The 18859-nt window shown below is 69.9% G+C and carries 18 protein-coding genes; 7 read left to right on the top strand and 11 right to left on the bottom strand.

Annotated elements, in window-relative coordinates; all coding sequences use genetic code 11:
• The first annotated feature begins 29 nt into the window (after positions 1-29).
• Positions 30-302, top strand: coding sequence for a hypothetical protein (locus tag OVA21_RS14275; RefSeq protein WP_067715983.1), 273 nt, complete (start codon positions 30-32; stop codon positions 300-302).
• A 77-nt stretch (positions 303-379) separates the two neighbouring features.
• Here the strand turns inward: OVA21_RS14275 and OVA21_RS14270 are convergent, their stop codons facing one another.
• Positions 380-1069 carry a pentapeptide repeat-containing protein gene (locus OVA21_RS14270; protein WP_096906654.1) on the bottom strand — a complete coding sequence of 230 codons (690 nt, stop codon included), beginning with the start codon at positions 1067-1069 and terminating at the stop codon, positions 380-382.
• 26 nt (positions 1070-1095) lie between these two features.
• The gene (locus OVA21_RS14265; RefSeq protein ID WP_268092704.1) at positions 1096-1524 is read right to left on the bottom strand and encodes a hypothetical protein; all 429 of its coding nucleotides are present in this window, start codon (positions 1522-1524) and stop codon (positions 1096-1098) included.
• A gap of 101 nt (positions 1525-1625) precedes the next feature.
• Between OVA21_RS14265 and OVA21_RS14260 the strand changes: the two genes are divergently transcribed.
• On the top strand, positions 1626-2138 hold the full coding sequence (locus OVA21_RS14260) for a DUF4395 domain-containing protein (RefSeq protein WP_159148468.1): 513 nt from the start codon (positions 1626-1628) through the stop codon (positions 2136-2138).
• On the opposite strand, the gene OVA21_RS19395 is transcribed toward OVA21_RS14260, so the two are convergent.
• Positions 2135-2938, bottom strand: coding sequence for a pentapeptide repeat-containing protein (locus OVA21_RS19395; RefSeq protein ID WP_442778958.1), 804 nt, complete (start codon positions 2936-2938; stop codon positions 2135-2137). The two genes, OVA21_RS14260 and OVA21_RS19395, sit on opposite strands and share 4 nt — an antisense overlap.
• Positions 2939-3104: 166 nt before the next feature.
• Here OVA21_RS19395 and OVA21_RS14250 point away from each other — a divergent pair, with 166 nt between their 5' ends.
• On the top strand, positions 3105-5153 hold the full coding sequence (locus OVA21_RS14250; RefSeq protein WP_268092702.1) for a M13 family metallopeptidase: 2049 nt from the start codon (positions 3105-3107) through the stop codon (positions 5151-5153).
• A 6-nt stretch (positions 5154-5159) separates the two neighbouring features.
• Here the strand turns inward: OVA21_RS14250 and OVA21_RS14245 are convergent, their stop codons facing one another.
• Positions 5160-5855 carry a Crp/Fnr family transcriptional regulator gene (locus OVA21_RS14245; protein ID WP_067715997.1) on the bottom strand — a complete coding sequence of 232 codons (696 nt, stop codon included), beginning with the start codon at positions 5853-5855 and terminating at the stop codon, positions 5160-5162.
• Between the two features lie 121 nt (positions 5856-5976).
• Here OVA21_RS14245 and ctaD point away from each other — a divergent pair, with 121 nt between their 5' ends.
• The 4 genes from ctaD (at position 5977) to OVA21_RS14225 (ending at position 10834) form a co-directional block, all read left to right on the top strand.
• A complete protein-coding gene (gene ctaD, locus OVA21_RS14240; RefSeq protein ID WP_442778935.1) occupies positions 5977-7746 on the top strand; it encodes an aa3-type cytochrome oxidase subunit I in 1770 nt (589 codons plus the stop codon).
• A gap of 66 nt (positions 7747-7812) precedes the next feature.
• Entirely contained in the window at positions 7813-8889 is a 1077-nt protein-coding gene (locus OVA21_RS14235; protein WP_268092701.1) for an NAD(P)H-dependent amine dehydrogenase family protein, read from the top strand.
• Entirely contained in the window at positions 8886-9857 is a 972-nt protein-coding gene (locus OVA21_RS14230; protein WP_268092700.1) for an esterase/lipase family protein, read from the top strand. Before OVA21_RS14235 ends, OVA21_RS14230 begins: the two co-directional genes overlap by 4 nt.
• Positions 9854-10834, top strand: a complete 981-nt coding sequence (locus tag OVA21_RS14225) for an esterase/lipase family protein (RefSeq protein ID WP_268092699.1) — start codon at positions 9854-9856, stop codon at positions 10832-10834. Before OVA21_RS14230 ends, OVA21_RS14225 begins: the two co-directional genes overlap by 4 nt.
• Positions 10835-10848: 14 nt before the next feature.
• Here OVA21_RS14225 and OVA21_RS14220 read toward each other — a convergent pair whose 3' ends face one another.
• The 7 genes from OVA21_RS14220 to OVA21_RS14190 form a co-directional block, all read right to left on the bottom strand.
• Complete coding sequence (locus tag OVA21_RS14220; RefSeq protein WP_119193078.1) at positions 10849-11913, bottom strand: ABC transporter ATP-binding protein; 1065 nt, start codon at positions 11911-11913, stop codon at positions 10849-10851.
• Between the two features lie 150 nt (positions 11914-12063).
• On the bottom strand, positions 12064-13389 hold the full coding sequence (locus OVA21_RS14215) for an ABC transporter substrate-binding protein (protein WP_268092698.1): 1326 nt from the start codon (positions 13387-13389) through the stop codon (positions 12064-12066).
• A 73-nt stretch (positions 13390-13462) separates the two neighbouring features.
• On the bottom strand, positions 13463-14305 hold the full coding sequence (locus OVA21_RS14210; RefSeq protein WP_067717172.1) for a carbohydrate ABC transporter permease: 843 nt from the start codon (positions 14303-14305) through the stop codon (positions 13463-13465).
• On the bottom strand, positions 14302-15258 hold the full coding sequence (locus OVA21_RS14205) for a carbohydrate ABC transporter permease (protein WP_442778957.1): 957 nt from the start codon (positions 15256-15258) through the stop codon (positions 14302-14304). Before OVA21_RS14205 ends, OVA21_RS14210 begins: the two co-directional genes overlap by 4 nt.
• Positions 15259-15409: 151 nt before the next feature.
• Entirely contained in the window at positions 15410-16351 is a 942-nt protein-coding gene (locus OVA21_RS14200) for a L,D-transpeptidase (protein WP_268092697.1), read from the bottom strand.
• Positions 16352-16458: 107 nt separating this feature from the next.
• Positions 16459-17376: a L,D-transpeptidase gene (locus tag OVA21_RS14195; RefSeq protein WP_268092696.1), complete on the bottom strand. Its 918-nt coding sequence runs from the start codon at positions 17374-17376 to the stop codon at positions 16459-16461.
• 553 nt (positions 17377-17929) lie between these two features.
• Positions 17930-18838 (bottom strand): hypothetical protein, encoded by a 909-nt coding sequence (locus OVA21_RS14190; protein WP_268092695.1) that lies wholly within the window; start codon positions 18836-18838, stop codon positions 17930-17932.
• Between the last annotated feature and the right edge of the window lie 21 nt (positions 18839-18859).

Raw genomic sequence — 18859 nt, 5'->3', positions numbered from 1 at the left:
TCCCACCGACCAGTCGGGAGTGCCCCTCAATGAACAATGCGATCGACCTGACCACCCCGCGTTACCGCCAAGACCTCGTGACCGAGGTCGATGGCCCGGGCGACGACCCCTTTCTGGAGGTGTCGGTCGCCGAGACCGTCATGCTGGACGAGCACGGGGCGGGGCGGGGGGTTCCGGAGTTGCGGCTGCAGACCGGGGCGGAGGGCATCACGCTCACCGATCGTGACCAGATCCTGCAGCTCCAGGCGATCATCAACCGCGCGGTGAACCAGTGGCGCGAGTCCGCCTCGCACCTGATTTGAGCTCTCCTCGAGCGACTCGACGCGCTGCGCCCTGACGTCGGGCGGTCGGATGCGGGCGGCCGGATGTGAATGGCCGGTCAGTCGACCCGGATCCCCGCCTCGCCGATCAGCGCCAGGCCCACGCCCAGCACCTGGTCGGGCGAGATGAGGGCGCCCCGCAGTGCCGACGCCCCGCGTAGGTCCTCCAGGTCGGCGCCGCGCAGGTCCACGGCCGAGAGGGTGGCCCGGTCGAACGCGGCCCCACGCAGGTCGGAGCCCTCGGTGGTCAGATCGGCGATGCGCGCCTCGAGCAGGTCGGCCTGCCGGCACCGTGTCGAGGCGAGGCGGACCCGCTGCAGTCGGGCCATCCGTAGGTTGATCATGTCCGCGTGGCAGTCCTCGAATGTCACGTCGGTCAGTCGTGCGTCGGACAGCACGATCCCGGTCAGTCGGCAGCCCGCGAACCTCACGCGGGTGAGCGAGGCGCCGTCGGCCACCAGTCCCGACAGGTCGCAGCCGCTGATCACGACATCGGTCAGCCTCAGGCCGTCCGCGCGGGCGCCGCTCAACCGGAGGTTCTCGAGTGCGGATTCCCGGATCTCCATCCCGCCGATCTGCGCCGCGCCCTCCTCCGGGTCGGGCGCGTGTTCGGCGGCGGCCAGGACCCCGTCCCACAGGCCGTCCGTCTCGAGTTCGGTGCGCGGCGGCTCGAGCTGCTCCCGTCTCGGGATGACGGGGGCGGCGGGTGGACGAGGTGAGTTCGAGCGGCGACGCAGCGGTGGGGGCACGTCCGTCAGCGTAGAGGGGGGCGCGTTCAGGGGAGGTCGCAGAGTCGCCGGAACTGGTCCCACTGGGCCTCGAGCGCTGCCGGGGAGACGGTCGGCTGCACTGCGATGCCCGACAGTAGACTCGCCACCGCGGACAGTGCGTTGTCGGTGACCCCGTCGGAAAGGCGGCGGACCTCGGCGGAGACGGCCTCGCGATCGGTGCCGGCGCCGTGGACGAGGCGATGGACGGGTTCGGTCAGTGTCCCGCAGCCCGGGGTGGCCTCCGGCCCGGGCGTCGGGGGCGGCGTCGTCGCGGTGGGGGCCGCGGCTCCCGGGGATGAGGTGGCCGGGACGGCGGGGTCCGCGGTCCCGGGGGTCTGGTCTCCGACGCTGACCTGGCCGCACCCGGACAGCGCCAATGCGAGTGACGCGGCCGCCGCGACGACGGTGCCAGCCGCTGCTCTACCGGGGATCATGGGCCGACACTAGCGGCATCTGGGAATCCGCGGGGCGCAGGCGTACTCTGGTCCGCGAGGTAGACCGATCGGTCTATCGAAGTGTGTGAGGAGCGAGAACTGTGAGTCTGCGAGAAGCGTTCGTCTTCCCCGAGATCGTCAACGACTACGCCGCGCGGTGCACCGCCGCCCTCGTGGTGACGCTCGCGGTGGTCACCCTCCTCGCTCCCGAGCCCGCCCGGACATGGCTGGCGGGAGCGCTGGTGGTGGGTTTCGCGCTCCGCGTTGCCGGCGGCCCGCGGTACTCGCCGTTCGGTCGCCTGTCGGTCCATGTGCTCGCGCCGCGGGTCAGCGACGAGCCCAAGATGGTCGCCGGCGCGCCCAAGCGATTCGCCCAGACGATCGGCCTGGTGATGTCCTCGATCGCGTTCGGACTGTTCCTCGCCGGGTTCGCGGTGGCGGGCAGCGTCGTGCTCGGTGTGCTGGTCGCCGCCGCGCTCGCCGAGGCCGCGCTCGGCTTCTGCCTGGGCTGCTGGATGTACGGGCAGCTCCAGCGGGTCGGCATCGTCTCGGAGGACGCGTGCGTGGACTGCGCGGACATCTGGGCGCGGCCCGGGATGACGGCCCGCAACTAAAGGGCGGCCCGAAAGAACCCCCGGCCCCCGCGCCCGGGGGCCCGGGAGGACCCCCTGCTTGCGCGCCCGGAATGGTCCATTCCCGCAGCCCAACCCCTCGATGAATGTGCACTCCGACCGCGCAGGTCCGCGGCGCAGCGTATCGGGGCCGTGCGTGCTCGCGGAGTGCCCGGTTGACGTCGCAGGGGGTTGTCGTGGGACAGCGTTACTGTGGGTCCATGAATACTCCTGATGACGGCAACGCCTCGGGCCGGCCCGACGACCCGGTCGGTGGCCGGGAGAACGAGCAGTGGCCCGGTTACGGCTCGGGGCTCGGCGGGCAGCAGTACGGGGCCGGCGGCTACGGCGGTCAGCAGTACGGCACCCCGCAGTACGGCACCCCGCAGTACGGCACCCCGCAGTACGGAACCCCGCAGTACGGCACCCCGCCGTACGGGAGCCCGCAGCCCGGCGGGCAGTTCGACCCGGGTCAGTACGGCGCGCAGCCCTTCTACGGCGCCGAGTACGCCTACGGGGCGCAGCAGCCGTACGGGATGGAGTCCTATGGTCAGCAGTACGGGATGCAGTCCTACGGTCAGTTCCCGCCGGCGGCCCGCAAGGACCCCGCGTTGATGCTGGTGGCGTCCCTCCTCGTGCCCGGCCTGGGGACGATGCTGGTCGGCCGGGCCGGCAGGGGTGTGGGCATCCTCGCCGGGTACCTCGTGGGTGCTCTGCTCTCGGTCATCCTCATCGGTCTGCCCATCATGTTCGGGTTCTGGATCTGGGGGATGGTCGACGCCTACCAGGGCGCCAAGGACCACAATGCCCGCCACGGCCTGCCCTGACCCGCGCCCGGCAGCCGCGCCCACCGGCCCGCCTCACCGGTTCGGCGCATCCCGTCGGCCCGCCTCGTCGTCGTCACGGAGGTGGCGACCTCCGACGTCGTGCCGACCGCCCACCCCGCGACCACTTACGTAACCTGTCCACATGACAGCGACCGAGATCCCCACCACCGACGCGCCCCGTCCCTCGGGCCTCGACCTGCAGTACGTCGATCCGGACGTCCGGCCCCAGGACGACCTCTACCAGCACGTCAACGGCACCTGGATCCGTGAGCACGTGATCCCCGCCGACCGGCCGATCGACGGGGCGTTCCTCGCCCTGCGCGACCTGTCCGAGGAGCGGGTGCGCGACATCATCACCGACGCCCCGGTCGACTCGCAGATCGGCGCCTTCTACGCCTCCTTCATGGACACCGACGCCGTCGAGGCCGCCGGCGTGGCCGCGCTCGCGCCCGATCTGGCCGAGATCGACGGTGCGAACGACGCCGACTCGCTCGCGCTGGCCATGGCACGGCTGGAGAAGGTGGGCGTCGGCGGGCTGATCGGCGCCTACGTCAACAACGACGCCAAGAATTCGAGCGAGTACATCCTCTACCTGGTGCAGTACGGCATCGGGCTGCCGGACGAGTCCTTCTATCGTGAGGACCAGTACGCCGAGATGCGCGAGCAGTACACCGACCACATCGCCCGGATGCTCGGCCTCGCCGGGCTGGTCGACGACGAGGACGGGGAGACCGGGGCCCGCCGGACCGCCGAGTGGATCGTCGCGCTGGAGACCCGCATCGCCGCCGCCCACTGGGACGTGGTGGCCCGTCGCGACGCGGACAAGACCTACAACCCCGTCACCTGGGACGAGTTGCCGCAGCAGGCCCCCGGCTTCCCCTGGCATGAGTGGGCCCGCGAGCTCGGCGGCACCGAGGAGACGTTCGGCCGGCTCGTCGCGATGCAGCCCGACTTCCTCACCGCCGTGGCCGACCTGTGGGCCTCCGAGCCGCTGGAGACCTGGAAGCAGTGGCTGCGCTGGCGGACGGTCTCCGCGCGCGCGCCGTTCCTGACCTCGGACCTGGTGGACGAGAACTTCCGCTTCTACGGCACCGTGATGTCCGGCACCGAGGAGAACAAGGCCCGCTGGAAGCGTGGTGTCGGTGCGGTCGAGGCCGCCCTCGGCGAGGAGGTCGGCAAGGAGTACGTGGCCCGGCACTTCCCGCCCGGCCACAAGGCGCGCATGGTCGAGCTGGTGGAGAACCTCACCGAGGCCTACCGCTACTCCATCAGCCGTCTGCCGTGGATGACCCCGGCCACCCGCGAGCGGGCGCTGGCCAAGCTCGAGGCGTTCGTGCCCAAGATCGGCTACCCCGACAAGTGGCGTGACTACTCGGCGCTCGAGGTCCGCGCCGACGACCTGCTCGGCAACGTGCGCCGCTCCGCCGAGTTCGAGCACCACTACGAGCTGGGCAAGCTTGGCGGCCCGGTCGACCGCGGTGAGTGGCACATGACGCCGCAGACGGTCAACGCCTACTACAACCCGGTGATGAACGAGATCGTCTTCCCGGCCGCCATCCTGCAGCCGCCGTTCTTCGACGCCGACGCCGACGACGCCGCCAACTACGGGGCGATCGGTGCCGTGATCGGGCACGAGATCGGTCACGGGTTCGACGACCAGGGAGCGAAGTACGACGGCGACGGCAACCTGGTCGACTGGTGGACCGACGACGATCGCGAGGCGTTCGGAACCCGCGTGGAGGCGCTGATCGCCCAGTACGACGGCCTCACCCCCGACGGCCTGGACGCCACGAAGGACCACGTCAACGGGGCTTTCACGGTGGGGGAGAACATCGGCGACCTGGGCGGTCTCACCATCGCGCTGCTGGCCTACCGGCTGGCACAGGGTTCGAACGAGCAGGGTTCGAACGAGCAGAGCACCGACGGCGAACCCGCCGAGGGCACCGAGGTGGGCCCGGAGATCGACGGGATGACCGGCATCCAGCGGCTCATCATCTCGTGGGCGATCGTGTGGCGGACCAAGACCCGCGCCGAGGAGGCCGCCCGCCGGCTCGCCGTGGACCCGCACTCCCCGCCGGAGTTCCGCTGCAACCAGGTGGTCCGCAACCTCGACGATTTCCACGCCGCCTTCGACGTGACCGAGGGCGACGGACTGTGGCTCGCCCCCGAGGAGCGCGTCAGCATCTGGTGAGGGTGCTCAGGCGCCGGTGAGTCGGCGGTGGTCGAGGTCGAACTCCCGCCGCGCGACCCTCTCGACGGCCCCCGAGGCGATGAGGTCGTGTAGTCGACGGCTCAGCGTCTCGGGGGTCGTCCCCAGATGCGTGGCCAGGTCGGACTGGGACAGTGGCAGTCGCACCCGGATCCGCCCGTCCTGGCGGGGCGACCCGGGTAACGACACGAGGTAGGCGGACAGTCGCGTGAGCACGTCCTCCGAGGTGATCGACGCCAGGTGCTGTTCGCTCTCGACCACCTTCCACGCCAGTTCGCGGGTGATCGAGTCGTTGAGCACCGGGCACGCGGCGGCCGCTGACCGGAGCGCGCCGTGCGAGACGCTGGTCAGCGTGGTGGCCTCCGCGGCGACGACGGTGTGACGGGCAGGGCAGCCCAGTGCGAACTCCACCAGGCCGAGATGGCTCCCGGGGCCGAGGACCCGGACGTGACGCTGGTGCCCGGACCGGTCCTCCCTGACGACATGGAGGGCCCCGGCCGTGATCACCACCAGGCGGCCCACCGGTTCCCCGGTCACCTGCACCACCGCGCCTGGCCTCGCCGTACTCGTCCGCGACGAGGCGGCCAGGGCGGCCCCGCACCGGGGTGGCAGCGAGGCGAACAGGACCGAGCCCGCGAACAGCGCGGACCCGGTGACTCCGGAATCGTCCCCGTGCGCGGTCATGTCACCAGTGTGGCCCTGTGGGGCGCCCACGTGTGCATTTCCTCACACCGAGTTGACCTAGATCAATGCGGTTCCGAGGCTTCCGGCCTAGTTTCGGATGAACGAACGACAGGGGAGCGATATGTCGGAGACTCTTGTACCGCCCACGCGCCCGACGCGTGAGCTCGACCACCCGCCGGGTGAACCCACGGGTGATGCCCGGCCGGGCTCGTTCGTGTGGAAGATGCTGACGACGACCGACCACAAGTTGCTCGGCATCATGTACATCGTCACCTGCTTTATCTTCTTCTTCGCCGGCGGCCTCATGGCGCTGCTCATCCGGGCGGAGCTCTTCTTCCCGGGTATGCAGTTCCTGTCGAATGAGCAGTTCAACCAGCTGTTCACCATGCACGGCACGGTGATGCTGCTGCTCTACGGAACCCCGATCGTCGTCGGGTTCGCGAACTACATCATGCCGCTGCAGATCGGCGCCCCCGACGTGGCGTTCCCGCGCCTCAACGCGTTCGGCTTCTGGCTGTTCGCGGCGGGCGGCACGATCATGCTCTCCGGCTTCCTGACCCCCGGTGGCGCGGCGTCCTTCGGCTGGACCATGTACATGCCGCTGGCGGACAAGATCCACTCGCCGAACGTCGGCGCGGACCTCTGGATCCTCGGCGTCGGCATCGGCGGCATCGGCACGATCCTCGGTGCCGTCAACTTCGTCACCACCATCATCTGCCTGCGCGCACCGGGTATGACCATGTTCCGGATGCCGATCTTCACGTGGAACATCCTCGTGGCGTCGGTCCTCATCCTCCTGATCTTCCCGCTGCTCACCGCGGCCGCGCTCGGCGTCTTCTACGACCGCACCTTCGGTGGTCGCATCTTCGATCCGGGCAACGGTGGCGCCATCCTGTGGCAGCACCTGTTCTGGTTCTTCGGTCACCCCGAGGTGTACGTCCTCGCGCTGCCGTTCTTCGGCATCGTCTCCGAGGTCTTCCCGGTCTTCTCCCGCAAGCCGCTGTTCGGCTACGCCGGCCTGGTCTTCGCGACCCTCGCGATCGCCGCACTGTCGATGGCCGTGTGGGCGCACCACATGTACGTCACCGGCGCGGTGCTGCTGCCGTTCTTCTCCTTCATGACGTTCCTCATCGCGGTCCCGACCGGCGTGAAGTTCTTCAACTGGATCGGCACGATGTGGCGCGGCAAGATGACCTTCGAGACGCCGATGCTGTTCGCCCTCGGCTTCATCATCACCTTCCTCTTCGGCGGTCTGACCGGCGTGATGATGGCCTCGGCGCCGATCGACTTCCACATCTCGGACACGTATTTCATCGTGGCGCACTTCCACTACACGCTCTTCGGCACCATCGTGTTCGCCACGTTCGCCGGCGTGTACTTCTGGTTCCCCAAGATGACGGGCCGGATGTACGACGAGCGGCTCGGTAAGATCCACTTCTGGTTGATCTTCATCGGTTTCCACACGACGTTCCTGGTGCAGCACTGGCTGGGCAACCAGGGCATGCCGCGCCGGTACGCCGACTACCTGGATTCGGACAACTTCACGGTCCTCAACCAGATCTCCACGGTCGGTTCGTTCATCCTCGGCATCGCGATGCTGCCGTTCATCTGGAACATCATCAAGAGTTGGCGCTACGGGGAGATCGTCACGGTCGACGACCCGTGGGGCGCGGGCAACTCCCTCGAGTGGGCGACCTCGTGCCCGCCGCCGCGCCACAACTTCGTGACGCTGCCCCGGATCCGCTCCGAGCGCCCCGCGTTCGAGCTGCACTACCCGCACATGAGCGAGCGGATGCGGGCGGAGGCCCACGTCGGGGGCCGTCGCACGGCCCGGGACCCGGACACCGCGAAGGACGTCGGGGAGCGCGGGACCTCGCCCTACAGGAGCTGAACACCGAGGGCCGGATGCGTGGAAGCGGCAACCCCCGGGTCGGGGCGACGGATAGTGTCGGTGCCCATGACGATCCGGGTAGTGGAATGGTCGACGGGGTATCTGGGCCGGATGGCAGTCGAGGCGATCGCCGCCCGGCCCGAGCTGGAACTGGTGGGCCTGTACGTCTCCGACCCGGCCAAGGTCGGCGTGGACGCCGGGCGACTCGCCGGGGTGGACCGCGACCTGGGTATCGCGTCCACCGATGACACTGACGCGCTGCTCGCGCTGGACCCGGACGCGGTGGTCTACACCGCCGAGACCGAGACGCGGTTCGTGGACGCGATCTCCGACTTCTGCCGCTTCCTGCGCGCCGGTATCGACGTGGTGGCCTCCGGTCCGGTGCTGCTGCAGTACCCGCACGGCACCCTGCCCGAGGAGATGATCTCCGAGCTCGCCGCCGCCGGACGTGAAGGCGGCGCCACACTGCACGTCAACGGCATCGACCCCGGCTTCGCCAACGACGTCCTGCCGCTGGCCATGACGAGCCTGTCCCGGCGGATCGACCACATCCGCGTGGGCGAGATCGCCGACTACTCCGTGTACCACCAGGGCGAGACCATGCGGCGGCTGTTCGGCTTCGGCGCATCCATGGACACGCTTCCGCCACTGCTGCGACCGGGGATGCTCGCGGCGGGCTGGGGCTCGGTGGTGCGCCAAATCGCGGCCGCTCTCGAGGTCACCCTGGACGAACCACTGGTGGAGCGCCACGAGCGCCTGCCCGCGGACCGCGACCTGACCTTGTTGGCGTGTGAGGTCCCGGCGGGGACGCAGGCCGCGCTGCGGTTCGAGGTGGTGGGGCAGGTCGACGGCGAGGACCGCATCGTCCTGGAGCACGTCACTCGCACTGCCCACGACCAGGCCCCCGACTGGCCGCGCCCGGACCACGGCGACGGCTGCTACCGCATCGAGATCACCGGCGATCCCGCGATGCGGGTGGAGTTCGGACACCACGCCGAGCACGGCGATCACAACGTCTCCGGCATGCTCGTCACCGCGATGCGGCTGGTCAACTCGGCGGAGGCGGTCGTGGCGGCGGCGCCGGGACTCGTGTACGCGAAGGACCTCCCGATGATCACCGGGCGTGGCTTAATGAGCACATGAGAACCCTGCGGGCCGCCCTGGCCGTCACCGCCGCCGCCCTCCTCGCGGTGACGGGCGCGGGCGCCGCGAACGCCACCGACCCGTCGACGCGGGCACCGCTGCCGGTGCCGTACTCCTTCTTCGCCGGGGCCGCCCAGGCGCTCACGGCCCCGGGGGCGGAGCTGCCGGGGGCCAACGACTGGTCGTGCCGCCCCACCGCCGACAAGCCGCGCCCGGTCGTGTTGGTCCACGGCACCTCCGGTGGCGCGGTCACCAACTGGGCCACCTACGGGCCGCTGCTGCACAACGAGGGCTACTGCGTCTACACGCTCACCTACGGGGCGTTGCCCGGTCAGCCGTGGCCGGTCAGTCTCCTGGGCGGCTTGTCGGACATCACGGAGGTCTCGGTGCCGCAGGTCGGCGAGTTCGTCGACCGCGTCCTCGCCTCGACCGGGGCCGAGCAGGTGGACCTCATCGGGCACTCGCAGGGGACGCTCGTCTCCGGCCTGGTCGCCAAGGTCGGCCGACCCGGCAAGGTGAACACCGTCGCCGCGATAGCCCCGCTGTGGCACGGCTCCCGCGGGACCGGGTCCGGGGCGATCGGCACCGCCCTGGCCAGCGGGGACCGCGGACGTGCGGTCGAGATCGCTCCGTCCCTCGGCCAGATGGCCGCCGGGTCGGAGACGCTCGAACTCCTGTGGTCGGGTGGCACCCCCTATGCGCCGGGCGTGACCTACCTCAACCTCGTGACCCGGTACGACCAGCTGGTCCGGCCGTACACCTCCGGTGTGGTCGAGGGCCCGCGGGCCACCAACATCACCATCCAGGACGGGTGTGAGCAGAACCGGGCCGAGCACCTGGCCATCGCCTCGGATCCCCGGACCGTGGACTTCGTGCTCAACGCCCTCGACCCCGCCGACCCGCGTGAACCGCGGTGTGAGGCGGTCGCCCCGTACCTGGGCCCGATTCCCCCGCCGCCGGGATCGTGACCCGGACCGGGATCGCGGGACTGCTCGCGGCGGCAGCCCTCGTCGTCGTCGCCCCCGTCCCCGCGGCTCCCGCGCCCAGGGCGGCGGCCGCTCCCACCCCCACCACGGACCAGGTCCCGTGGCGCTGGTGGGACGGCGCGGCGTACCAACTCACCCACGGCCTGGCCGATCCGCCCGGCATCAACCGGGACGACTGCCGGCCGACCGCGCAGCGCCCCGCGCCGGTGATCCTCGTGCACGGCACCGGGCTCAACGGCGGGAACTCGTGGGCCACCCTCGGCGCCGCACTGGCCGCCGAGGGCTACTGCGTGTGGGCCCCCACCGTGGGCGCGCCACCCGGGCCCGGCGGCGAGCCCGGATCCGTCGGCGGCGTCGACTCGCTCACCGGGGTCTCCGCGCCGCAGCTCGCCGCCGAGATCGACCGCGTGCGCGCGCTCACCGGGGCGGCCGAGGTCGACCTCGTGGGGCACTCACAAGGCGCGATCATCGCCTCGTTCGTCACCGCGACCGCCCGGGCGGACGCCGTGCGGACCGTCGTCACGCTGGGCGCCGACCCCGCGCGGTCGGGCGACGGGCCACCCGGGTTCGTCACCGACGTCCTCGGCGTGCTGTCGCCCGACACGGCGCGGCAGGACGCCGAGGCGACGCTGGCGTGGCTGGGCGAGGACGGCGTCCCGTTCGCGCGCGGCGTGCGCTACGTGGCGGTGTCCTCGGACTACGACGAGCTCACCGGGCCGGTCGTCGCACCGGAGGTTCCGGACTTCGTGGACCTCGACGTGGTGCGGCTGCAGGACGGCTGCGAGGTCGACCGCTCGGGGCACCTGACCGTGCTGGCGTCGCCTCGAGCGGTGGACCTGGTGATCGACGCCCTCGGCGGGCCGCGGGGCCCGGGTGGTGTCGAGCCGGCCGGCCCGCCGCCGCGCTGCGTTCCCGCGGATCAGCTGCTGGGCGTGCTCGCGCCCGTTCCGCCCCGGTGACCAGGCGCGCCGGATCAGTTCAAGCGGAGGCCGGTCTCGGGGTCGAACGCGTGGACCTCGGAGTCGACGTGCCGGACGCGGAGGCGCTCGCCGACCGCGGTCCCGTGTGCCCGGTCCAGGCGCACGGCGATCCGGTCGCCGGCGTCGGTGTGGCCGTACGCGAAGGACTCCGCGCCCAGCTCCTCGACCAGGTCCACCACCAGATCCAGGCCGGGTTCGTCCTCGCCCACAACCCGCAGTGACTCCGGTCGGGCACCGAGGGTGACGCGGTCGCGGCCCTCGAGTGAGGCGGGGATGGCCACCTCGGCGTCACCGACGTGGGCCCGGGAGCCCTCGACCGCCACCTCGAGGAGGTTCATGGCCGGCGTGCCGATGAAGCCGGCGACGAACGCGTTGACCGGCCGGTCATACAGCTCGCGGGGGGCCGCGACCTGTTGGAGGACGCCGTCTCTGAGCACCGCGACGCGCGTACCCATCGTCATGGCCTCGACCTGGTCGTGGGTGACGTACACCGTGGTCACGCCCAGCCGTCGCTGCAGCCCGGCGATCTCCCCGCGGGTGGAGACCCGCAGCTTGGCGTCGAGGTTCGACAGTGGCTCGTCCATACAGAACACCTTGGGCCGACGAACGATCGCCCGACCCATGGCGACCCGCTGGCGCTGGCCGCCGGACAGTTGGGAGGGTTTGCGGTGGAGGAGGGGATCCAGCTGCAGGATCCGCGCGGCCTCCTCGACCTGCTTGCGGGTGTCGGACTTGTTGACGCCGGCGTTGCGCAGTGCGAACCCCATGTTCTGGGCGACCGTCATGTTGGGATACAGCGCGTAGTTCTGGAACACCATGGCCACGTCTCGGTCGCGGGGAGCGACGCCGGACACGTCGAGCTCGTCGATGAACACGCGGCCGGCGTCGACGGGTTCCAGACCTGCGAGCATCCTCAGGCTGGTGGACTTGCCGCAGCCGGAGGGGCCGACCAGGACGAGGAACTCGCCGTCGGTGATGTTGATGTCGAGGGCGTCGACGGCGGGCGCCGATCCCTTGTCGAACCGGCGGGTCGCGTGGTCGAAGCGGACGGTGGCCATCGGGTGGGGGGCTCCTCGTGCGTGAATGTTCGGGGGAGGTGACGCGGCTGTGGGGTCAGGGGTGGGGCCGGGGCCGCCGAACGACGCCGACGCCGGGGCCGGATACGAGGTGCCCGGCCCCGGGCGTAGGCGATCGCCGGCGGTGACCGGTCAGCCGTTGAGCTTCGGCTGGATCTGGGTCTCGATGATCTGCGCGGTCTCGTCCTGCACCTGCTGCATGGTCTCGCGGATGTCGGCGCCACCGAGGACACGGTCGAACGCGCCACCGATGCGCCTACCACCGTTGGGTACCAGGACACGGGCGTTGTCCTGAGGCCGGGTGTGCGCGAGCTGGTCGATCGCGGTGACCGCCTGCGGGGTCTCGGACAGGTAGGCCTTGATCTCCTGCGCCTCGCGGGCGGACTTACGGACCGGCATGTACCCGGTTCCCTGCGCGAAGGTCGCCGTCGACTGCGTGTTGGTGAGGAAGTCGATGAACTTCATGGCGTTGAGCTTGCGCTCGTCGGAGATACCGGCCGGGATCGCGACGCCCGCGCCGCCGGTCGGGCAGGAGTTCTTCTCGGCCGCCCCGGGCAGGAAGGCCGTGCCGAACTCGAAACCGGCGTTGGTCTTGGCGGTGGCGAGCGAGCCGGTGGAGGCCAGTGCACACGCGGCGAGACCGGAACCGAACTCGACGATCGAGTCGGCGGAGACCACCAGGAAACCGTCGTCGTCGAGCTTCTTGATGTACTCCATGCCGCGGATGGTGCCGTCGTCGGTGAAGGTCGGGGTCCAGTCGCGGGAGAAGGCGCCGTCGAAGTCCCAGATGATGTTCTGCCCGGTCCAGTCCATGTAGTTGGAGCCGTCGTACATCGCGATGGCGTGCTTGCCGTCCCCGATGGCGTCCTGTAGGCGGGGTGCCCACTCCGCGAACTCGGTCCAGTTCTCCGGGCCGCGGTCGGGCAGCCCGGCGGCCCGCCACACCTCCTTGTTGTAGTAGAACAGCGGCGTCGACCGCGCGAAGGGCACGCCGAAGTTGTCGCCCTCGAGGACGTAGTCGCCCAGCAGGGCGTCGACGTAGTCAGCGGTATCGACGCCGGCCTCGGTGAACAGGTCGTTCAGCGGGGTGATCTGCCGGTTGAGCGCGAAGTTGAACCAGGTGACGTCGGAGACCACGACGACGTCGGGCAGCTCGCCGCCGGTGAGTGCCGCGTTGAACTTCTGGGCGACCTCCTCGTAGTTCTTCCCGCCGTCGACGAGGTTGACCTTGAGGCCCGGATTCTCCGACTCGAACGCCGCGATGATGTCGGTCTCGAGTGACTTGGAGTTACCGGGGTGGTTGGACCAGAACGTGATGGTGCCGGTGTCGCCGCCGGAGGCGGTTCCGCCCGACTCACCGGATGTGTCGCCGCCCGCGCCCGCGCAGGCGGTGAGGGTGGTGGCGGCCGCGGTGGCGCCGAGGACGCCGAGGAATCCGCGACGGTTCATGGGGTTCATTCGTGTCGGACCTTTCGTTGCTGCCGGACCGGTTCGGCCCGACGGGATTGGAGGTGGGATCGCGCGGAGTGGGTCATCCCTTCACCGCGCCGGAGGTCAGGCCCTTGATCATGTGGCGCTGGAGGATGAGGAACACGACGAGGATCGGGGTGATGGTGAGCACCGTGGCGGCCATGACCATCGGCCAGTCGGTGTAACCGCCGTCGGTGTTGACGAGGCGGGCCAGCCCGACCTGGAGCGGGGCGACGCGGTCGTCGGAGGCGATGAGGAATGGCCAGAGGTACTCGTTCCACTCGTTGACCACGGTGATGAGCGCGAAGGCGACCAGGGTGGGCCAACTCATCGGCAGTACGACCCGGAACAGCAGCTTGAGGTGCCCGCACCCGTCCATGCGCGCGGCCTCGATGATCTCGTACGGCAGGGTCAGGAAGTGGTTGCGCATGAGGAAGGTGCCGAACGCGACCCCCGCCAGCGGGATGATGATGCCCTGGAAGGTGTTGATCCACCCGAGCTGTGCCACCAGTGCGTAGTTGGAGATCACCGTGATCTGGTTGGGCACCATCAGGGCCGCGAGCACGACCATGAACAGGACGGACCGACCTGGGAAGCGAAGGAAGACGAACGCGTAGGCGCTGAGGACCCCCAGCGTGATCTTCACGATGCTGAGCAGGCCGGTGATGACCACCGAGTTGGTGAAGTACCGGAGGAACGGGACCTCGGAGAGCACCTGCGGGTACGCGTCACCGGTCAGCGGGGAAGGCCACCACACCGGCGGCTGGACGTAGACCTGGTTGTCCGGTTTGAGGGAGGTGACGACCACCCAGAACAGCGGGAGGCCGATGACCAGCAGGACGAGGATCATCACGGCGTACCCGATGATCCTGGTCGGCGTGGAGCCTGCGCGGACCGTGCTCATCGGGCGTTCCTGTCCATGACGCGGACCTGGAGGTAGGTGATGACCAGCAGGATGAGGAACATGATCGTCGCGACCGTGGCTCCGTAGCCGGCCCGGAAGTTCTGGAATGTCTCCTGATAGACCTGGAAGACCATGGTCGTGGTGGCGTTGCCCTGGGGCCCACCGCGGGTCATCACGTAGATGATGTCGAAGACCTGGAGCGAGTTGAGCATCACGGTGATCGACAGGAAGAACGTCGTGGGGCGCAGCATGGGCAGTGTCACCGAGCGGAAGGTGGTCCACCGGCCGGCGCCGTCGATCTCGGCGGCCTCGTAGAGCTCTGCGGGTTTGGCTTGGAGCGCCGCCAGATAGATGACGAACGAGTAGCCCAGGTTCTTCCAGATGTAGGTGATGGTGATCATCGCCAGCGCCCAGTCGGGGTCCTGGTAGAAGTCCGGCACCGGGAGTCCGACCATTGTGAGCAGTGCCGAGACCATGCCGAACCGGGGATCGAAGATGAACTGGAACGCCACGCCGATGGCCGCCCCGGCGATGACGAACGGCGCGAACACCGCCGAGCGCACGATGCCGCGACCGATGAGCTGCTGGTCGAGCAGCAGGGCCAGGGCCAGCCCGAGCACCATGGACCCCACGACGGCCGAGACGGTGAACACGCCGGTGTTTCGCAGGATCAGCCAGCTGTCGTCCCGCCCGAACCACTCGACATAGTTGGCGACCCCGACGAATGTCGAGGTGGGCGAGGAGATGTTCCAGTCGAAGAAGCTGAGCCGGAAGTTGTCCAGCAACGGTCGGTAGGTGAACACGCCGAGCAGTGCCAGGTTGGGCAGCACCAGGGCGACGAAGAGTGCCTTCTCGCGGAACTGGCCGCCCGCCCGGGGTCGGCGTCGTCTCGGCCCGTGTTCGGCCGGGTCAGGGGGCGCGGTCGCCGGGTGCCCGGCGACCGGGGAGGACAGAGTCTGCACGCTGTGCAGCCTGGCCGGGAGAGGTGAACGGGTCCTTTCCGGACGATTGACCGCCGGTGGCCCGGCGAGGTCTAACCGGTACAGGTGTTGAAAAGCATGATGTCCCCACGCTTTTCATTCCGGACGGCCGGGCCGCCGGGCGTCAGTAGTTCCAGTCGCCCTGGCCGTCGAACGCGCCGAACGGGCGGCCGGGGCCGTTCTTGACGATGAACGGGTCGCCGTTGCGGCTGGTGTCGTAGTACCAGCGGGCGTCGGCGGGGCTGACGTTGATGCAGCCGTAGGAAACGTTCCGGACCCCCTGGTCGGCGACCGACCACGGTGCGGAGTGGATGTAGATGCCGTCGTAGGAGAGCCGGACGGCGTCGTTGATGATCGAGTTGTACCCGCCGTCCTCGATGCGCAGACCGAACGTCTCCGAGTTCATGCGGACCTCACGGCCGCGCTGGCCGGTGTAGTAGGTGCCGTTGTAGGTCTCCCAGCCGGGCCGTCCGGCGGAGGCTCGCATGGTGCGGATGTGCTGGCCGTTGCGGGTGACGGTGACGAGCTTGGTGCGGTCGTCGAACACGGCGATCACGGCGTCGCCGGTCCGGAACGACTGCTGACGCTTGCCACCGGCCCACACGGTCACGGAGGTGTTGACCGGCCAGAACTCGTGGGGCCGCCAGCGCACCTCGCGGTCGTTCACCCAATAGAACTTGCCCGGGACCGCCGGCTCGGTGCGGATGCCGATCGTGGCCTCGGCCCGCGCCCGGTCGCGGATGGGGCGGTCGAAGAAGAACATGACCGGCTGTGCCACGCCCACGATCTCGTTCGGGGTGGGGAAGATGTCGACGTTGCCGTACTCGGGTGTCGGCCGCGCGGGCCCGATGACCGGGTAGGTCAGTACGGGCATCGCGGCGACGCCCGGGATGGCCGGCGTGTACAGGGGCGCGTTCTCGAGCTGCGGCACCCCGGGCGGGCTCAGCGGCATGACGGACTGGGCCTCGGCGGTCGGGGCGGTGCCCGCGCCGACCGACACCCCCATGAGGAGCGCGATCGCGGCGAGGACCGCGGCGGCCACCGAGGGGCGGGAGGAACGGGTCATGTGAGGGGCTCCTGAGGACGGCGAGGGATTCTCTAAGCGTTACTACAAACTTCTACCCGGATATATCGTGCGTCACAACCGAAGTGTTTCCCACCGGCCGTCGGCGATCAGTAGTTCCAGTCGCCCTGCCCGTCGAAGGCACCGAACGGGCGGCCGGGACCGTTCACGACGATGAACGGGTCACCGTTGCGGGTGTTGTCGAAGTACCAGGCCGCGTCCTCGGGGCTGACGTTGATGCAGCCGTGCGAGACGTTCCGGACACCCTGGTCGGCGACCGACCACGGCGCCGAATGGATGAAGATGCCGTCGTAGCTCAGCCGCACTCCGTTCTCCACGATCGTGTCGTACCCGCCGGCGGTCCGGGACAGTCCCCAGGTCTCCGAGTCCATGCGCACCTCGCGGGCCCGCCAGCCGTTGTAGTAGACGCCGTTGTGGGTGGCGTAGGCGTCGCGGCCGGCGGAAGCCTTCATGGTGCGCACCACCTGGCCGTTGCGGGTGACGGTGACGGTGTGGGTGGCGTCGTCATAGGTCGAGATCACCGCGTCGCCGGTGCGGAAGACGGTCTCACGCCCTCCGGCCCACACGGTGACGGAGGTGCCCGCGGGCCAGAACTCGTGTGGTCGCCAGCGCAGTTCCGAGTCGCCGACCCAGTAGAACTTGCCGTCCACGGCGGGCGCCGTGCGGATTCCCACCGACGCCTCGGCGCGGGCACGGTCGGCGACGGGCTGGTCGAACCGGATCATCACCGGTTGCGCGACGCCCACCGTCTCGCCCGAGGTGGGGTAGACCGAGGCCACCCCGGTCTCGGCCGTGGTCCGTCCGACGGCGGGGACGGGCAGGGTGAGCACGCCGGTCGATCCGCCGACCGCGGGCAGTGGTGCGGACTCGAGTCCGAGCGCGCCGACCGAGCCGGTGGATCCGGTGGGACCGAGGAGTGACTGCGCGGAGGCGGCGGGGGAGAGGCCGACGACGACGAGGCAGGCCGTGGCCAGAAGCGTTGCGAAGGACCGGGTGCGGCGAGACATCGTTCTCCTCGAAAGCGGGTACCGCGGCGGGCGGCGACAGCGGGGGTCGCGTGAAGACGGACAGCCAACCCCACGCGTCACACAAGTAACACCAGTAACAATACATATCGGGTGCCCGGCCTGTACATCTCCGACCGCGGGCGGTGATCACGGTGGGTGCCCGTTCCGTCGGGGACGCGCACCGACCCGGCCGGGCACCTTTCCAATGTTCGTTGGTATCGCCGCGGGGAGAACCGCTGGTAGATCCATGCGGCTTCCGTCGTTGAGCTAAAGTCAACGGAAAAACGCCTGATCATGGGCTTGATCGAACGGAAGCTGCAACATAGGGTCATCTCAGTCACCGCCGAGGGGTGGGTGGCGAAGTGAAGTGGTTGCTGAGGGGCTGCGACTTCACGTAACGAGGGGCCGGTCTTGCCGACCGGGGCACCTGGGGGGGTGCCGACCCGCAGCCGGAAGGCAGCGTGGAGGCCGGATCGTACGCGATCTGCCAGATGGTGGGACGGCGTCGGATGCTGAGGGGCTCCGGCGCCGTTCCCGTCATTTCGGCCCACCTCTAGCCGATGATCTCCTGTGCCACGCGGTGCAGGCCGGCCAGCGCCGACGACTCGGCCTGTGGTGACCTCGGCGTCTCGGGTCTGAGCATGGTGATGTGCCACAGCTCGTCGGCGGAGACGAGGATCGTGTGGACCTCGACGCCGCCGCCGGTGGGCGCCGCCACGCAGTCGATGTACAACGTGGCGGGCCGTGGGCCGACCGCGGCGGGTGCCCCGGGCTCGCCCGGGGCCGTCAGGCCGGCCTCCGCGGCACCCGGTCCGCGGATCTCCGAGCAGGCGTACCTGGCGCCCAGCAGTGTGGCCTGACCCGCGAGCGCGGCCCGGGCACCGTCGCGGGGCGTGACGACCCCGGCGGCAACGGTGTCGGGGACGACGTCCGGATCGAAGGCCGGCGGGGTGGTCGTCGCCGTGGTCGCCGAGGTCGTCATCGACGCGTCGGTCGTGGCCCCCGCAGCCGTGGTCTCCGCACCTTCCGTGTCCGCCGATCCCGTATCCGGGACCTCGGCGGCGTCGGTGTCCGTCGCCTCGGCAGCGGTCGTGCTGGTGCCCGCCAGCCCGGCTTCGTACCTCTCGGGTGACCCCGGGCCGCCGTAGGTGCACAGCAGCCCCAGGTCGCCGGAGCCGGTCGGATCGACCACCGGCATGTCGGCACCGGTGAGGTCGATGATCTCCTCGGTGGTCAGGTCGAGGAGCTCGCAGGCGTTGAGTCGTTCCTCGGGCGCGGGCCGACCCTCGACCATCTCGGCGGCGACGTCGTGCCGGGGATTCGGGGTGAGTCTCGGCGGGCCCGCGTCACCCGAACCGGGGCCGGTGGCAGTGCATCCGGCGACAGCCACCGTGGCCGCCAGAGCGGCGAACCCTCCGGCGAGACGGCGTCCGCGCGCCGGACGGGGTCGCTGCGATCGCATGGCCCGATCCTACGGGTCGGC

The organism is Dietzia sp. SL131, from assembly GCF_026672565.1.
GTDB lineage: Bacteria > Actinomycetota > Actinomycetes > Mycobacteriales > Mycobacteriaceae > Dietzia > Dietzia kunjamensis.
Note: the sequence above shows the minus strand (reverse complement) of the source record. Positions and strands in the feature narration are given on the sequence as shown.

What these genes read in the sequence shown, in the direction of transcription:
- OVA21_RS14275 (WP_067715983.1), top strand. Translation starts at nt 30, where the DNA reads ATGAACAATGCGATCGACCTGACCACCCCGCGTTACCGCCAAGACCTC.
- OVA21_RS14265 (WP_268092704.1), bottom strand. Translation starts at nt 1,524, where the DNA reads ATGATCCCCGGTAGAGCAGCGGCTGGCACCGTCGTCGCGGCGGCCGCG.
- OVA21_RS14250 (WP_268092702.1), top strand. Translation starts at nt 3,105, where the DNA reads ATGACAGCGACCGAGATCCCCACCACCGACGCGCCCCGTCCCTCGGGC.
- OVA21_RS14245 (WP_067715997.1), bottom strand. Translation starts at nt 5,855, where the DNA reads ATGACCGCGCACGGGGACGATTCCGGAGTCACCGGGTCCGCGCTGTTC.
- ctaD (WP_442778935.1), top strand. Translation starts at nt 5,977, where the DNA reads ATGTCGGAGACTCTTGTACCGCCCACGCGCCCGACGCGTGAGCTCGAC.
- OVA21_RS14235 (WP_268092701.1), top strand. Translation starts at nt 7,813, where the DNA reads ATGACGATCCGGGTAGTGGAATGGTCGACGGGGTATCTGGGCCGGATG.
- OVA21_RS14230 (WP_268092700.1), top strand. Translation starts at nt 8,886, where the DNA reads ATGAGAACCCTGCGGGCCGCCCTGGCCGTCACCGCCGCCGCCCTCCTC.
- OVA21_RS14220 (WP_119193078.1), bottom strand. Translation starts at nt 11,913, where the DNA reads ATGGCCACCGTCCGCTTCGACCACGCGACCCGCCGGTTCGACAAGGGA.
- OVA21_RS14215 (WP_268092698.1), bottom strand. Translation starts at nt 13,389, where the DNA reads ATGAACCCCATGAACCGTCGCGGATTCCTCGGCGTCCTCGGCGCCACC.
- OVA21_RS14210 (WP_067717172.1), bottom strand. Translation starts at nt 14,305, where the DNA reads ATGAGCACGGTCCGCGCAGGCTCCACGCCGACCAGGATCATCGGGTAC.
- OVA21_RS14200 (WP_268092697.1), bottom strand. Translation starts at nt 16,351, where the DNA reads ATGACCCGTTCCTCCCGCCCCTCGGTGGCCGCCGCGGTCCTCGCCGCG.
- OVA21_RS14195 (WP_268092696.1), bottom strand. Translation starts at nt 17,376, where the DNA reads ATGTCTCGCCGCACCCGGTCCTTCGCAACGCTTCTGGCCACGGCCTGC.
- OVA21_RS14190 (WP_268092695.1), bottom strand. Translation starts at nt 18,838, where the DNA reads ATGCGATCGCAGCGACCCCGTCCGGCGCGCGGACGCCGTCTCGCCGGA.